A 13,623-nucleotide genomic window follows, 5' to 3' on the forward strand; every position below is an offset into this window, starting at 1 on the left:
CTTCAAGGCAGTAGGATGACATCGGAAAGCAATACCCAGCCCGTGATCGAGGCAAAGAACCTCGACCTGACCTTCCAGACCAATGACGGACCCGTGCACGCCCTCAAGGACGTGAACCTGGCGGTCGACAAGGGCGAATTCGTCAGTTTCATCGGCCCTTCGGGCTGCGGAAAAACGACCTTCCTGCGCTGTGTCGCTGCGCTGGAGTCACCTACGGGCGGCACGCTGACCGTCAACGGCATGACCCCGGACGAGGCCCGCCGGAACCGGGCCTATGGCTATGTGTTCCAGGCGGCGGGCCTGTACCCGTGGCGGACCATCGCCAAGAACATCAAACTGCCGCTCGAGATCATGGGATATTCGGCTCAGGAACAGGAAGAACGTGTGAAGAACGTTCTGGAACTTGTTGATCTAGCAGGGTTTGGTGCAAAATTTCCCTGGCAGCTATCGGGTGGGATGCAGCAACGGGCCAGCATCGCGCGGGCGCTGGCTTTCGACGCCGATATCCTGTTGATGGACGAGCCTTTCGGCGCGCTGGACGAGATCGTGCGCGATCACCTGAACGAACAGCTTCTGGCGCTGTGGGCGCGAACCGGCAAGACGATCGGTTTCGTCACCCACTCGATCCCCGAGGCGGTGTATCTGAGCACCAAGATCGTGGTGATGAGCCCGCGCCCCGGGCGGATTACCGATGTGATCGACAGCCCTCTGCCCAAGGAACGGCCGCTGGACATTCGCGACACGCCCGAATTCATCGAGGTCGCGCATCGCGTGCGCGAAGGGCTGCGCGCCGGGCATGGGGACGATGTGTGATGGGCAGGGATGACATCAGACGCGCGACCGAGGCGGATGTGCCAGCCTGCGCGGCGGTGGTCTCGGCCTGGGTCCGCCAGACCGAGTGGATGACGGATGAACTGCCCCAGCAGGAATTGGAGGCGCTGATCGCGCAAGCTTTCCCGGACCGCGAGATGTGGGTCGTGGGCGAACCCGTCGATTGCTACATGTCGGTCGATCCCGCGGCGCGGAAGGTCGGCGCGCTCTATTGCCAACGGACCGGGCAGGGCATCGGCAAGCGCCTTCTGGATCGGGCAAAACAGGGGCGCAGCTTTCTGTGGCTGACGGCCCATCAACCGAATGCCGCCGCGCAACGCTTCTATCGTCGAGAGGGTTTTGTCGAAACCGGGACCGAGGCCGCAACGCCGCCCGAGACCGTTCCCGTGGTGCGGATGGAGTGGCACGCATGAAGCAGCTTGTTGCCGTTCTGACCGTTTTGCTGGCCATCGTCGTTATCTGGTACGCGGCCTGCGTTCCGATGAACATCAAGGGCGTCCTGACCGAACAGGAACGCGCCGGGGCCGAAGTGGTTCCGCCTTCGGCCAAAGACCGCCGCGACATGGGGGAAATCGGTCTGGCGCTGCGCAACAGCTTTGCCGTTCCGGCGACTTGGGCGCAGGATCGGCCGCGTCTGCCTGCGCCGCATCAGGTGGGCATCGAGCTGTGGGAGACCACGGTTCAAAAGAAGATCACCTCGAAACGGTCGCTGGTCTATCACGGCTGGGTGACGCTCAGCGCGACGATTCTGGGCTTTGCCATCGGCACGGGGCTGGGCATCCTGCTGGCTGTGGGGATCGTGCACAGCCGGGTGATGGACCTGTCGGTCATGCCTTGGGCCATCGTCAGCCAAACCATCCCCATCATCGCGCTGGCGCCGATGATCATCGTGGTGCTGTATTCGATCGGCATTCAGGGAATCATCCCCAAGGCGGTGATCTCGGCCTATCTGAGCTTCTTCCCGGTGGTCGTGGGCATGGTCAAGGGCCTGCGCAGCCCTGATGCGATGCAGTTGGACCTGCTGCGCACCTATAATGCAAGCAACGGGCAGGCGTTCTGGAAACTGCGCCTGCCGGCCTCGATGCCCTATCTGTTCGCCTCTCTCAAGATCGGGATCGCCGCGTCGCTGGTGGGGGCCATCGTCGGCGAACTGCCGACAGGCGCCGTGGCGGGGCTGGGCGCGCGTCTGCTGGCTGGCAGCTACTACGGCCAGACGGTGCAGATCTGGTCGGCGCTGTTTGCCGCGGCCATTCTTGCGGCCTGCCTGGTGGGCCTGTTGGGCCTGATCGAGCGGGCGGTGTTGAAACGCATGGGGATGGCGCAATGATGATGGTCGGTCTTGCAATCCTTTTGTGGCTGGCCGGTTGGTGGCTGAACACCCGCCTTGCCAGCGGACCTTATGCCGACACGCGGGCGGTGCGCATTCTGGCGCCGCTGATCTTCGGCCTGACCGTCATCGGGGTTTGGGAATTGCTGGTGCGCGGGCTTGAGGTGCCTCTGGTCATCCTGCCCGCGCCTTCGGTGATCTGGGAGCGGTTCTGGGACAGCTTGCCGATCCTTTGGGCCGATTTCGTGCAGACCATCATCAAGGGCGCGCTCAGCGGCTATGTCATCGGATGCGGCGCCGCCTTCCTGATGGCAATCGCCGTGGACCGGTGGGACTTCCTGCGGCTGGGCCTGTTGCCGGTGGGCAATTTCGTGGCCGCGCTGCCGATCGTAGGCACCGCGCCGATCCTTGTGATGTGGTTCGGGTTCGACTGGCATTCGAAGGCGGCCGTTGTGGTTGTGATAGTCTTTTTCCCGATGCTGGTGAACACGGTGGCCGGCCTGCGCGAAGCCACTGCAATGCAGCGCGACCTGATGGAGACCTATGCCGCAACCTATTGGCAAAGCTTTCTGAAGCTGCGGTTGCCCGCGGCCATGCCGTTTATTTTCAACGGGTTGAAAATTTCCACCACGCTGGCCCTGATCGGCGCTATCGTGGCAGAGTTCTTCGGCTCGCCCACTTTGGGCATGGGGTTCCGGATCTCGACCAGTGTCGGGCAATTGTCGCTGGACATGGTCTGGGCGGAAATCGTGGTCGCGGCTCTGGCCGGAACCGCGTTCTATGGTCTGGTCGCCATGATCGAGAAATTGGTGACCTTCTGGCACCCGTCACAACGCAGTTAAGCGGAACAACAATTCAACAGACCCCGATAACGGGGCAGCACTAGCAACTAGGAGAAGATGAAGATGAACAAGCTACTGACCGGGGCCATAGCCGCCTTAGGATTCGCCGCAAGTTCGGCCTTTGCCGCAGACGAGGTGACGCTGCAATTGAAATGGGTCACGCAGGCCCAGTTCGCAGGCTACTACGTCGCCAAGGACAAAGGATTCTACGAAGAAGAGGGACTGGACGTCACCATCCTGCCCGGCGGCCCCGACATCGCGCCCACGCAGGTGATCGCGGGCGGTGGCGCTGACGTTACCGTGGAATGGATGCCCGCCGCGCTGGCCGCACGCGAAAAGGGCCTGCCGTTGGTCAACATTGCGCAGCCCTTCAAAAGCTCGGGCATGATGCTGACCTGCTGGAAGGACGCGGGCATTTCCTCGCCCGAGGACCTCAAGAACCGCACGCTGGGCGTCTGGTTCTTCGGCAATGAATTCCCGTTCATGAGCTGGATGAGTCAACTGGGCATCGACACCGGCGGCAAGAGCGAGAACGGTGTCGAGGTTCTGAAGCAGGGCTTCAACGTCGACCCGCTGCTGCAGCGCCAGGCCGATTGCATCAGCACCATGACCTACAATGAATACTGGCAGGTGATCGATGCCGGCGTCAGCCCCGACGAATTGGTGACCTTCAAGTATGAAGATCAGGGCGTAGCCACGCTGGAAGACGGGCTCTATGTGCTCGAGGACAACCTCAGCGACCCGGCCTTCGTCGACAAGATGGAACGCTTTGTGCGCGCTTCGATGAAAGGCTGGAAATACGCCGAGGAGAACCCGGACGAAGCCGCTGAAATCGTGTTGGAAAACGATGCGACCGGTGCCCAGACCGAAGAACACCAGAAGCGCATGATGGGCGAGATCGCCAAGCTGACCGCAGGTTCGAACGGCGCGTTGGATCCGGCGGATTTCGAGCGCACGGTGAACACGCTGCTGGCCGGCGGCTCGGACCCGGTGATCACCAAAAAGCCGGAAGGCGCGTGGACCAGCCAGATCACGGATGCAGCCCTGAACTGATTGGCTGTACCATGACAACAATTCAGCGCGGCCCCCTGCGGGCCGCGTTTGTTTTTGCGGATGTCGGAATTTAACTGTCTTCAAAAGCAGTTTCCTCTATTATTCCTGTAAGATTTTGCGACCCCTACGAAATTCGGTGGATGCGGGAATAAAATGCAGGATTTTGCATCACAATTCAGCCAAGCGGGCCACCTGATCCTGACAGGGGATCCGGACCTTTGGGCGATCGTGATGCTGTCGCTGCAAGTTTCGGTGCTGGCTGTGTTGATTTCAGCCGTGATCGGGATGCCGGTCGGCGCGGCCTTGGCGGTGGCCCGCTTTCCCGGACGGCGCGCGTTGATCATTCTGATGAACGCTCTGATGGGCTTTCCCCCGGTTGTCGTCGGCCTGCTTGTCTACCTGATGCTGTCCCGTTCGGGTCCGCTGGGTGTGCTGGAGCTTTTGTATACGCCGACCGCCATGATCATAGCTCAAACAGTGCTGGTGACCCCGATCGTCGCGGCGTTGACGCGGCAGGTGATCGAGATGCTGGCCGAGGAATATTCGGAACAGTTGCGCTCGTTGGGAGTGTCGCGGCTGGCGTCAGTTCCCGTGCTGTTGTGGGATGCGCGTCTGGCGTTGGTGACTGCCTTGCTGGCCGGGTTCGGACGAGCCATCGCCGAAGTCGGCGCGGTGATCATCGTCGGCGGCAACATCAACCACGTGACGCGGGTCATGACGACGACGATTGCGTTGGAGACCTCGAAGGGAAATCTGGCCTTGGCGCTGGCCTTGGGGACGATCCTGATCGGAATTGCCGTAGCCGTGAATGCGGCAGTCAGCGCCCTGACGCTTCGGACCGAGCAGGAAGGGTTGCGCCATGCGTGATCTGATGCCGGACATGCCCAATTGTCTGCAGGCCGATGGTCTGCGAGTGGAACGCAATGGCAAGCTGTTGCTGGATGTTCCGCAGCTGATGATGGATGGTCCGGGGCCGACTTTGATCCTTGGGCCAAACGGTGCTGGCAAAAGCCTGCTGCTGCGTTGCCTGCATGGTTTGATCAAGGCCGATGCGGGGCAGGTTCTGCAGGATGGCGGAGTTCTGAATGCGGCCCACAAGGCCCGGCAGGCCATGGTGTTTCAGCAACCGGTTCTGCTGCGCCGCTCGGTGTCTGCCAATCTGGACTTTGTTTTGAAACGGCTGGGGCTCGGCAGGACTGCTCGGAAAAACCGGATCCAGGAGCTTTTGGCCGAAGGAGGGCTTGAGACCAAGGCCCGGCAGTCGGCGCGCTCGCTGTCGGGTGGCGAGGCACAGCGCCTGGCAATCCTTCGCGCGCTTGCGCTTGGCCCCGAGACCCTGTTCCTGGACGAGCCCACCAGCGCCCTCGATCCCGCGGCGACCCAAATGATCGAGGCGATGATCCTGCGCGCCTCGGCCCGGGGGGTGCGGATCGTGATGGTTACTCACGACGTCGGGCAAGCCCGTCGGTTGGCGGCGGATATCGTGATGATGCAGGGCGGACGCGTGGTCGAGCATGGCGCCGCCAAACAGGTGCTGGAAGCGCCACAATGCCAGGCATCGCGCCAGTATTTGGCGGGCTGGCTGGTCACATAACAACAACCGGAGGCAATCCATGTTTCGCGCAGCAATCAAAAGCGCAATGATCCTGTTCGGGCTGTTCGCAGGTCCGGCAGCGGCCGAAGAACCGTTCATTGTCGTGCAGTCCACGACATCGACGCAGAATTCCGGCCTTCTGGACTTTATCCTGCCGGGGTTCGAGGCGGAAAGCGGGATCGATGTCCGTGTTGTGGCCGTGGGGACGGGGCAGGCGATCCGAAACGCGATCAACGGCGACGGTGACGTTCTGCTGGTGCATGCCAAGCCAGCGGAAGAGCAATTCGTGGCCGACGGCTGGGGTGTTGAGCGGCGGGACGTGATGTACAACGATTTTGTCTTGGTGGGCCCGAAATCGGACCCGGCCAAGATCAAAGGCGACGACGACGCAGTGGCCGCGTTGGCAGCGATCGCGCAGGCCAAAGCTCCGTTCGCGTCGCGCGCAGATGACAGCGGGACCCACAAGGCGGAGAAGGCTCTTTGGAGTCTGTCCGGAACCGACCCGACCTTGTCGTCGGGCGAGTGGTACCGCGAGACCGGATCGGGCATGGGTGCAACGCTCAACCTGGCTGCGGGCATGGATGCCTATGCCCTGACCGACAGGGCCACATGGCTGTCGTTCGGCAACAAGGGAAACCTTGAGGTTCTGGTCGAAGGCGATCCACGGCTGTTCAATCAATACGGCGTAATTCTGGTGAACCCCGAAAAGCATCCGCGGGTCCGGGCGGCCGCGGGAAGAAGGTTCATCGACTGGCTCACTGGCCCCGACGGTCAGGAAGCAATTGCGGCGTACAAATTGAACGGAGAGCAGCTCTTTTTTCCGAACGCGCAGCAATAGGGCCGGTCAGTCACTTGCGCCGTTGTGATGGATCTGTCCCAAGCCGGACAGATCGTATCCGCCCAATTCATCGGCGCGACGCCTGAATTTGTCTGTACCCAGAAAAGTCAGTAGTTTCTGCATCGGGGGATCGAAACAGGACCGCCGCCAGATGGCGAGGTCGAGACGTTCGGAGTGGGTCGGAATGAAGCCCAACCCGTAGAGACGCGCCAAGGCTCCGATGCCGAATCCTGCCTCGGCCTTCCGGTCATGCAGAGCGATTGCAAGTTCTTCTTCGGTGCGGGCGCAAGTCGGCAGGGCGTCAAGATCGGCGCGGCTCAGACCGCAGCTCTCCAACTGGGCATCGAACAAGTGCTGACTGGCGGCACTGTCCTGGCGCAGCACGACACGGCGGCCCTTCAGGTCACCAAATTCGGAAATTCCCTGAACCCCGGGGGCCAGCAACAGGCCGCGCTGGCGGCTTGCGACCTCGTACAGTACCACGGGCGCCTCTCCCAGCGCATCGCGGACGGAATTGACGTTGAACCCGCCCGGTTCATGGATGTGCAGTACCGCGGCTTGTGCGTCACGTCGCGCAAGGCGGTTCAGCCCGTCGAATGAGCCGTCGTAATAGGTGGCCAACCCCGAGCCGCTTTCGCGGAGTGCCCAATCCAAAAGGGGGTCATGGCTGCCAGCCACGATGTCGGGCAGGGGCGGTTTGACCGTGTCCGGCCCAGTACGCGACGCATTGAGCCAGGCCAGTACCTCGGCCCGGGGAAAGAGAAGTTTTCCCATCGCTTTCACGCAGGGAACTTCGCCCGAAGACGCCAGATCATAGGCCTTGCGTTCGCCAATGCGCAGCAGGTCCGCCAACTCTCGTGTGGTCAGGAATTCGGACATTCAGTCTAGTCGCACCGAGGAGCCGGTCTGTGTCTCGGCCGCTGAGTGTCCGAGTTGCTGCAATACCATCGGTGCGGCGGCAGTAATGACGACCATTGCGGCGGCAGCTGCAAGAAAGGCTTTCATCTTATCCTCCGGCTTAGTCTACGGGCGCTGTCGCGCTGCGCAGAAATTCAATCAGGTCGGTGCGGTCCTGCGCCTGCGCGATCCGCTGCATCGGCATCTTCGATCCCGGAATGTAGTGGTCCGGTCCCTGATCGAAAAGAGCGTTTATCGTCTGTTCGTTCCAAATGATATCAGACCCTTGCAGCGTTTCCGAGTAGATGTAGCCGGGCAGTGTCCCGGCCTGACGCCCGAATACGCCATGTAGGGTCGGTCCGGCCCGGCGCTGATCGTCCGGCGTCAGGCTGTGGCAGATCGAGCATTTCCGGGCGAACTGCCGTTCTCCGTTTTGCATTTCGTCGGGGTCCTTCAGGAAACTCGGCTCTTGGCCGGCCATCCGTTCCTGCGACCCCAGCGCGGCCACCGGCCAGCTGTACATGGCCTGATCCAGCCCTCCTGCGTGCAGGTTCTCTCCATCGGGGGAAAAGGCCAGTGCCCAGACCGGGCCGCGCAGCGTTGCCCGGAAATCCTGCGCGATCCGCCAGTCCTGCGTGTCGATGACCATGATGTAGCCTTCGCCATCGCCAACCGCCAGCAGCGACCGATCCGGGCTGAGGGCGAGCGCGAGGATCGGGCGACGGTCCAGCGTGAAATCGCGCTCGGCCCCGGTGGTCAGGTCCAGAATGCGGGTCACGCCATCGACCGCGCCATAGGCGATCCAACCGTCTTGCGTGTTCAGGACCAGTTCGTTGATGCCGAAACCATGCTCGACCAGTCGCGCGGTTTCGGCCCCGGTCGTCACGTCCCAGACCCGCAAGCTGCCGTCTACCCCGGCGGAGTACAGCGACCGCCCGTCTGGCGCGAAGGCCACCGCATTGACGCCGCTGCCTGTAGGGCCCAGCAGCTTGGCCGCACCGCCCTCGGTTGGCCACAGGCCGATGGTCCCATCCCAACTGGCAGTCGCCACAAGCGTTTTTGAGGCAGCGAGACCGACGACCTTGCCCTTGTGCTGACCTACGACCTGTCCACCGGGCCAACGGCGCAGGGTGAAGTCGTCGCCGGCCGAATAGATCGCGGTGCCGTTGAAAACAACCGCGTTCACGGCAGCCTCGTGACCTTCCAGCCAGTCCGGCTGCTGCCCGGACCACAGTCCCACGGAATTGTCGAAACTGGCGGTGGCAATGCGCCCGTCCGGGGCTGCGGCGATGTCCATGATCGGTCCGCCATGGCCCTTGAGCGTGTAGAAATCCGCCGCCAGCGGCAGCGGCAGCAGGGCCAGCGCCAAAGCCAGCCCGCGCATCTATTCGGCAGGCGAGGCCGCGCCGTCGCTGGCCTCCTGTGCCTTTACCTCTTCCAGCCACAGCGAATGGTGCTCGCGCGCCCATTGCTCTTCGACCTCGCCGGTGCCCATGGCGTCAAACGCGCCCTCCATGCCGACCGAGCCGAGGTAGATATGGGCCAGAATGATGGCGATGAAGGCATAGGCGACCATGACGTGCCAGATCTGGGCATATTGCATCTCTTCCTGCGGAGACATCTGCGTGGGCAGGTCCAAGCCCATCAGTTGGGGCAACCCGGTCGCGTTGGCGATCGAAAACGTCTTGGCGAACATCGGAAGCTCGAATGGGAACAGCAGCGACAGACCCGACAGGCTGATCGAGACGCCAAGCAGAATGCACAGCCAGAAAATGATCTTTTGACCGGCGTTGAATTTCTTGGCCGGGGGGTGGCTGCCTTTGGTGAACAATCCGCCGCCTGCCGCCAACCATTTCAGGTCGGTCCGGTTGGGGATGTTGTGGGCGATCCAGTTCACGGTGATGATGACCAATCCCAGCATGAAGGCCCAGGCCAGATTGTTGTGCAACCACTTGCAGCCTTGCGCGATGGTGGCGAACCCTTCCTTGCCGAACAGTGGGATCAGGAAATCCCGGCCATAGAGCGTCAGCAGACCGGTCAATCCAAGTATCAGGAACGAGCCGGCAAACAGCCAGTGCCCGAACCTTTCAAATCCTGAAAACCGGGTGACCGTGCGGCCTGTTTTCTCACCATCGATGCGGATGCGGCCGCGGATCAGGAAAAACAGAAGCAGAACGACCAGCATCCCGCCCAGAATGTAGGTTCCGTATTCACGCAGCGGACCGGTGCGGAAAGTCCACCACCACATGCCGCCATCCTGGATCAACACGCCGGCAGCAGGCCCCTTGGTCGAAACGGTGACATCGGCTGAGCCATAGCGGATGGCGCGATACACGTCGCTGTCCGAGGCGACGCCGCGCGTGCCCAACTGACCCAGCAGCCCTTCGGCATTGCCTTGCCCGGTATTCTGTGCGCGATAGCTGTTGTCGACCTTCTCGCCGCGTTGCCGGGCCAGAATATCCTCGAGCGTCGTGGCGCCACCGGTCTGCGCGCGCGGGGCGGCGGTTGGTTCGTCTGTGCCGGTCGTGTCCTGTGCAAGCGCGCCGTGCGCGATCCCAAGTGTCAACGTCAAAGCCAGAAAAATGCGCAGCATCGGAACCTCGGTATCAATCCAAAATCGGGTGACCCACCTGCGCGGGTCACCCGTGTTGTCAGGCTGAGGTCTCAGCCGTCCTTCTGGTCGTAGGCCGTGCCCCAACCCCAGGCGCCCGAACCAAACCCGCGCGCCACGACGCGTTCGCGGTAGATGGCCGAGACCACGTCGCCGTCACCGGCAAGCAGGGCCTTGGTCGAACACATCTCGGCGCAGATGGGCAGTTTGCCCTCGGCGATCCGGTTGCGGCCGTATTTGGCGAACTCTGCGGTCGAGTGCGTTTCCTCGGGGCCGCCGGCGCAGAAGGTACATTTGTCCATCTTGCCGCGCGATCCGAAGTTGCCGGCCTGCGGGTATTGCGGCGCGCCGAACGGGCACGCATAGAAGCAATAGCCGCAGCCGATGCACAGGTCCTTGGAGTGCAGGACGACGCCTTCTTCGTTCTGATAGAAGCAGTCGACCGGGCACACCGCCATGCAAGGCGCATCCGAACAATGCATGCAGGCAACCGAGATCGAACGTTCACCCGGTTTGCCGTCATTGATCGTCACCACCCGGCGGCGGTTGATGCCCCACGGAACCTCGTGTTCGTTCTTGCACGCGGTCACGCAGGCGTTGCACTCGATGCAGCGTTCAGCGTCGCAGAGAAACTTTGCTCTAGCCATTGTCGTCCTCCTTACGCTGCCCAGATCTTGCAGAGAGTCGCTTTGGTCTCCTGCATCTGGGTCACTGAATCATAGCCATAGGTCTGGGCGGTGTTGGTGCTTTCACCCAGCACGTACGGGTCGGCGCCTTTCGGGTATTTCTCCCTCAGGTCCGCGCCCTGGAAATGGCCGCCAAAGTGGAAGGGCATGAAGGCCACGCCGGCACCGACCCTTTCGGTCAGCATCGCCATCACCTTGACCTTGCCACCCTCGGGACCTTCGACCCAGACCTGCGATCCGTCGCGAATGCCAAGGTTGTTGGCGTCACGCGGATTGATCTCGACGAACATGTCCTGCTGCAGCTCGGCCAGCCACGGGTTCGACCGTGTCTCGTCGCCGCCACCTTCATATTCGACCAGACGACCTGACGTTAGGATTATCGGGTAATCCTTTGAAAAGTCGTTCTTCTGGATCGAAGCATACAAGGTCGGAAGGCGATAGGCCTGACGGTCCTCGTAGGTGGGATAGTCGGCCACCAGGTCACGCCGCGGCGTGTACAGCGGCTCGCGGTGCAGCGGGATCGGATCCGGGAAGGTCCAGACCACGGTGCGGGCCTTGGCGTTGCCGAAGGGCGCACAGCCATGCTTGATGGCCACCCGCTGGATGCCGCCCGACAGGTCGGTCTTCCAGTTGGTCTTGGGCCCGGCCACTGCGTCGATGGCCGCGCGTTCTTCGGCCGTCAGGTCGCCATCCCAGCTCAGATCCATCAGCATCTGCATCGTGAACTCGGGGTATCCGTCCTGGATTTCCGAGCCGACGCTGTAGACCCCTTCGGCCAGCAGGTTCTGACCGTCACGCTCGACGCCGAAACGCGCGCGGAAGGTCAGGCCGCCCTCGGCCACCGGTTTGGACATGTCATAGAGGTTCGGCGTCCCCGGATGCCCCATCTCGGCGGTGCCCCAGCAGGGCCACGGCAGACCGTAGTATTCGCCGTCATTCGGACCGCCCACCGCCTGCAGCGTCGTTCTGTCGAACGTGTGCTGGTTGGCCATATGGCTTTTGATCCGCTCTGGCGACTGACCGGTATAGCCGATCGTCCACAGCCCCGCGTTGAACTCGCGTGTGATGCTTTCGACATTCGGGGTTTCGGGGTCCTCCATCTCGATATTGCGGAAGAACCGATCCGCCCAGCCGAATTTGTTGGCGAACTTGGCCATGATGACCTCGTCCGGCAGGCTTTCGAACAGCGGATCGACCACCTTGTCGCGCCACTGCAGCGAGCGGTTCGAGGCCGTGACCGAGCCACGGGTTTCGAACTGCGTGCAGGCCGGCAGCAGATAGACGCCATCGGTCCGGTCATGCAGGACGGCGGAAACGGTGGGATACGGGTCGATCACAACCAGCATGTCCAGCTTTTCCATCGCCGTCTTCATTTCGACCATCCGGGTCTGCGAGTTGGGCGCGTGGCCCCACAGAACCATGGCGCGGACGTTGTTGGGCTGATCCATGTTCTCGGGATCTTCCAGAACACCGTCGATCCAGCGCGAAACCGGGATGCCCCGTTCGTTCTGCAGCGACTTGTCCTTGCCGTCCTTGTCCTTGACCATTGCGAACTGGCCAGCCAGCCACTCCGGTTCCTCGCCCCAGACGCGGGCCCAGTGACCCCATGCGCCTGCGGACAGGCCGTAATAGCCGGGCAGGGTGTGGGACAGAACGCCCAGATCGGTTGCGCCCTGCACGTTGTCATGGCCGCGGAAGATGTTCGTACCGCCGCCCGAGGTGCCCATGTTGCCCAACGCCAGCTGCAGCACGCAATAGGCGCGCGTGTTGTTGTTGCCGTTGGTGTGCTGGGTGCCGCCCATGCACCAGATCACGGTGCCGGGACGGTTGTTGGCCAGCGTCCGCGCCACGCGCTTGAGCTGCGATCCCGGCACGCCGGTAACGCGCTCGGTCTCTTCGGGTGTCCAGTTGGCGACCTCCTCGCGGATCTGGTCCATGCCCCAGACACGGGTGCGGATGAACTCTTTGTCTTCCCAGCTGTTGTCGAAAATGTGCCACAGGATGCCCCAGATCAGCGCCACGTCGGTGCCGGGGCGGAAGCGGACATATTCGTCGGCATGGGCCGCGGTGCGCGTAAAGCGCGGATCGCAGACGATCAGCGGGGCGTTGTTCTGCTCTTTCGCGCGCAGAACATGCAGCAGCGAGACGGGGTGCGCCTCGGCCGGGTTGCCGCCGATGATGAAGATCGCCTTGGAATTGTGGATGTCGTTGTAGCTGTTGGTCATGGCGCCGTAGCCCCATGTATTCGCAACACCCGCAACGGTGGTCGAGTGGCAGATCCGCGCCTGGTGGTCCACGTTGTTGGTGCCCCAGTAGGCCGCGAACTTGCGGAACAGATAGGCCTGCTCGTTGTTGTGCTTGGCCGAGCCCAGCCAATAGACGCTGTCAGGCCCGCTTTCCTCGCGGATGCTCATCATGCCGTCGCCGATCTCGTCGATCGCCTGTTCCCAGCTGATGCGCTTCCACTCGCCACCCTCTTTCTTCATCGGGTATTTCAGGCGGCGTTCGCCATGGGCGTGTTCACGGACAGCGGCCCCCTTGGCACAGTGAGCGCCCAGGTTGAACGGGCTGTCCCAACCGGGTTCCTGCCCGATCCAGACACCGTTCTGCACTTCGGCAACCACGGTACAGCCGACCGAGCAATGCGTGCAGACGGATTTGATGTTCTCGACAGCCGTGTTGGCTGCGGTCTGGGCGCTGGCGGGCGACACGGTTCCACCCGTGGCGCTGATCGCGGCCAGGCCGCCGATCGTCAGGCCCGAGCCACGCAGGAACGCGCGGCGATCGACGCTCTTTTCGCCGATTTGGGACAGGATACTTGTCCGCTGGGGGCGTCTCGCAACCCCGTTGGTCTTTTTCCTAAGCATTTCCTTCCTCCCTTGCTGGCCATGTTGATCATGGCTGGCTTGGTGTTTCGAAATCGACGTCAGGGCCAATCGCAACC

The 13,623-nt window shown here is 62.4% G+C and carries 14 protein-coding genes; 8 read left to right on the forward strand and 6 right to left on the reverse strand.

The genetic code is table 11. The features are described from left to right. The first annotated feature begins 15 nt into the window (after positions 1 to 15). The 8 genes from ACR0DA_RS04200 (at position 16) to ACR0DA_RS04235 (ending at position 6,485) form a co-directional block, all read left to right on the forward strand. Positions 16 to 813, forward strand: coding sequence for an ABC transporter ATP-binding protein (locus tag ACR0DA_RS04200; RefSeq protein WP_480753070.1), 798 nt, complete (start codon positions 16 to 18; stop codon positions 811 to 813). Continuing rightward, on the forward strand, positions 813 to 1,244 hold the full coding sequence (locus ACR0DA_RS04205; RefSeq protein ID WP_170439568.1) for a GNAT family N-acetyltransferase: 432 nt from the start codon (positions 813 to 815) through the stop codon (positions 1,242 to 1,244). Before ACR0DA_RS04200 ends, ACR0DA_RS04205 begins: the two co-directional genes overlap by 1 nt. Further along, positions 1,241 to 2,158: an ABC transporter permease gene (locus ACR0DA_RS04210; RefSeq protein ID WP_480753071.1), complete on the forward strand. Its 918-nt coding sequence runs from the start codon at positions 1,241 to 1,243 to the stop codon at positions 2,156 to 2,158. The genes ACR0DA_RS04205 and ACR0DA_RS04210 overlap by 4 nt, the downstream gene beginning before the upstream one ends. Next, on the forward strand, positions 2,155 to 3,000 hold the full coding sequence (locus ACR0DA_RS04215) for an ABC transporter permease (protein ID WP_480753072.1): 846 nt from the start codon (positions 2,155 to 2,157) through the stop codon (positions 2,998 to 3,000). Before ACR0DA_RS04210 ends, ACR0DA_RS04215 begins: the two co-directional genes overlap by 4 nt. A gap of 63 nt (positions 3,001 to 3,063) precedes the next feature. Continuing rightward, positions 3,064 to 4,053 carry an ABC transporter substrate-binding protein gene (locus ACR0DA_RS04220; protein ID WP_170450296.1) on the forward strand — a complete coding sequence of 330 codons (990 nt, stop codon included), beginning with the start codon at positions 3,064 to 3,066 and terminating at the stop codon, positions 4,051 to 4,053. 153 nt (positions 4,054 to 4,206) lie between these two features. Further along, positions 4,207 to 4,920: an ABC transporter permease gene (locus ACR0DA_RS04225; protein WP_093961810.1), complete on the forward strand. Its 714-nt coding sequence runs from the start codon at positions 4,207 to 4,209 to the stop codon at positions 4,918 to 4,920. After that, entirely contained in the window at positions 4,913 to 5,647 is a 735-nt protein-coding gene (locus tag ACR0DA_RS04230) for an ATP-binding cassette domain-containing protein (RefSeq protein ID WP_170445467.1), read from the forward strand. Before ACR0DA_RS04225 ends, ACR0DA_RS04230 begins: the two co-directional genes overlap by 8 nt. A 19-nt stretch (positions 5,648 to 5,666) precedes the next feature. Further along, positions 5,667 to 6,485 carry an ABC transporter substrate-binding protein gene (locus ACR0DA_RS04235; protein WP_480632946.1) on the forward strand — a complete coding sequence of 273 codons (819 nt, stop codon included), beginning with the start codon at positions 5,667 to 5,669 and terminating at the stop codon, positions 6,483 to 6,485. A gap of 6 nt (positions 6,486 to 6,491) precedes the next feature. Here ACR0DA_RS04235 and ACR0DA_RS04240 read toward each other — a convergent pair whose 3' ends face one another. From ACR0DA_RS04240 to ACR0DA_RS04265, 6 genes are all read right to left on the reverse strand, one after another. Further along, on the reverse strand, positions 6,492 to 7,364 hold the full coding sequence (locus tag ACR0DA_RS04240; RefSeq protein WP_170437233.1) for a helix-turn-helix transcriptional regulator: 873 nt from the start codon (positions 7,362 to 7,364) through the stop codon (positions 6,492 to 6,494). After that, positions 7,365 to 7,490: a hypothetical protein gene (locus ACR0DA_RS04245; RefSeq protein WP_261392079.1), complete on the reverse strand. Its 126-nt coding sequence runs from the start codon at positions 7,488 to 7,490 to the stop codon at positions 7,365 to 7,367. A gap of 13 nt (positions 7,491 to 7,503) precedes the next feature. Then, positions 7,504 to 8,766, reverse strand: coding sequence for a c-type cytochrome (locus tag ACR0DA_RS04250; RefSeq protein WP_170598071.1), 1,263 nt, complete (start codon positions 8,764 to 8,766; stop codon positions 7,504 to 7,506). Then, positions 8,767 to 9,975 (reverse strand): formate dehydrogenase subunit gamma, encoded by a 1,209-nt coding sequence (locus tag ACR0DA_RS04255; RefSeq protein WP_170339053.1) that lies wholly within the window; start codon positions 9,973 to 9,975, stop codon positions 8,767 to 8,769. It lies immediately after the preceding gene. Between the two features lie 71 nt (positions 9,976 to 10,046). Next, a complete protein-coding gene (gene fdh3B / locus ACR0DA_RS04260) occupies positions 10,047 to 10,640 on the reverse strand; it encodes a formate dehydrogenase FDH3 subunit beta (RefSeq protein ID WP_005983764.1) in 594 nt (197 codons plus the stop codon). Between the two features lie 11 nt (positions 10,641 to 10,651). Then, a complete protein-coding gene (locus tag ACR0DA_RS04265; RefSeq protein ID WP_480753073.1) occupies positions 10,652 to 13,546 on the reverse strand; it encodes a formate dehydrogenase subunit alpha in 2,895 nt (964 codons plus the stop codon). Positions 13,547 to 13,623 lie beyond the last annotated feature (77 nt).

This window comes from Ruegeria sp. CI8 (assembly GCF_056536865.1).

What these genes read in the sequence shown, in the direction of transcription:
- ACR0DA_RS04200 (WP_480753070.1), top strand. Translation starts at nt 16, where the DNA reads ATGACATCGGAAAGCAATACCCAGCCCGTGATCGAGGCAAAGAACCTC.
- ACR0DA_RS04205 (WP_170439568.1), top strand. Translation starts at nt 813, where the DNA reads ATGGGCAGGGATGACATCAGACGCGCGACCGAGGCGGATGTGCCAGCC.
- ACR0DA_RS04210 (WP_480753071.1), top strand. Translation starts at nt 1,241, where the DNA reads ATGAAGCAGCTTGTTGCCGTTCTGACCGTTTTGCTGGCCATCGTCGTT.
- ACR0DA_RS04215 (WP_480753072.1), top strand. Translation starts at nt 2,155, where the DNA reads ATGATGATGGTCGGTCTTGCAATCCTTTTGTGGCTGGCCGGTTGGTGG.
- ACR0DA_RS04220 (WP_170450296.1), top strand. Translation starts at nt 3,064, where the DNA reads ATGAACAAGCTACTGACCGGGGCCATAGCCGCCTTAGGATTCGCCGCA.
- ACR0DA_RS04225 (WP_093961810.1), top strand. Translation starts at nt 4,207, where the DNA reads ATGCAGGATTTTGCATCACAATTCAGCCAAGCGGGCCACCTGATCCTG.
- ACR0DA_RS04230 (WP_170445467.1), top strand. Translation starts at nt 4,913, where the DNA reads ATGCGTGATCTGATGCCGGACATGCCCAATTGTCTGCAGGCCGATGGT.
- ACR0DA_RS04235 (WP_480632946.1), top strand. Translation starts at nt 5,667, where the DNA reads ATGTTTCGCGCAGCAATCAAAAGCGCAATGATCCTGTTCGGGCTGTTC.
- ACR0DA_RS04240 (WP_170437233.1), bottom strand. Translation starts at nt 7,364, where the DNA reads ATGTCCGAATTCCTGACCACACGAGAGTTGGCGGACCTGCTGCGCATT.
- ACR0DA_RS04245 (WP_261392079.1), bottom strand. Translation starts at nt 7,490, where the DNA reads ATGAAAGCCTTTCTTGCAGCTGCCGCCGCAATGGTCGTCATTACTGCC.
- ACR0DA_RS04250 (WP_170598071.1), bottom strand. Translation starts at nt 8,766, where the DNA reads ATGCGCGGGCTGGCTTTGGCGCTGGCCCTGCTGCCGCTGCCGCTGGCG.
- ACR0DA_RS04255 (WP_170339053.1), bottom strand. Translation starts at nt 9,975, where the DNA reads ATGCTGCGCATTTTTCTGGCTTTGACGTTGACACTTGGGATCGCGCAC.
- fdh3B (WP_005983764.1), bottom strand. Translation starts at nt 10,640, where the DNA reads ATGGCTAGAGCAAAGTTTCTCTGCGACGCTGAACGCTGCATCGAGTGC.
- ACR0DA_RS04265 (WP_480753073.1), bottom strand. Translation starts at nt 13,546, where the DNA reads ATGCTTAGGAAAAAGACCAACGGGGTTGCGAGACGCCCCCAGCGGACA.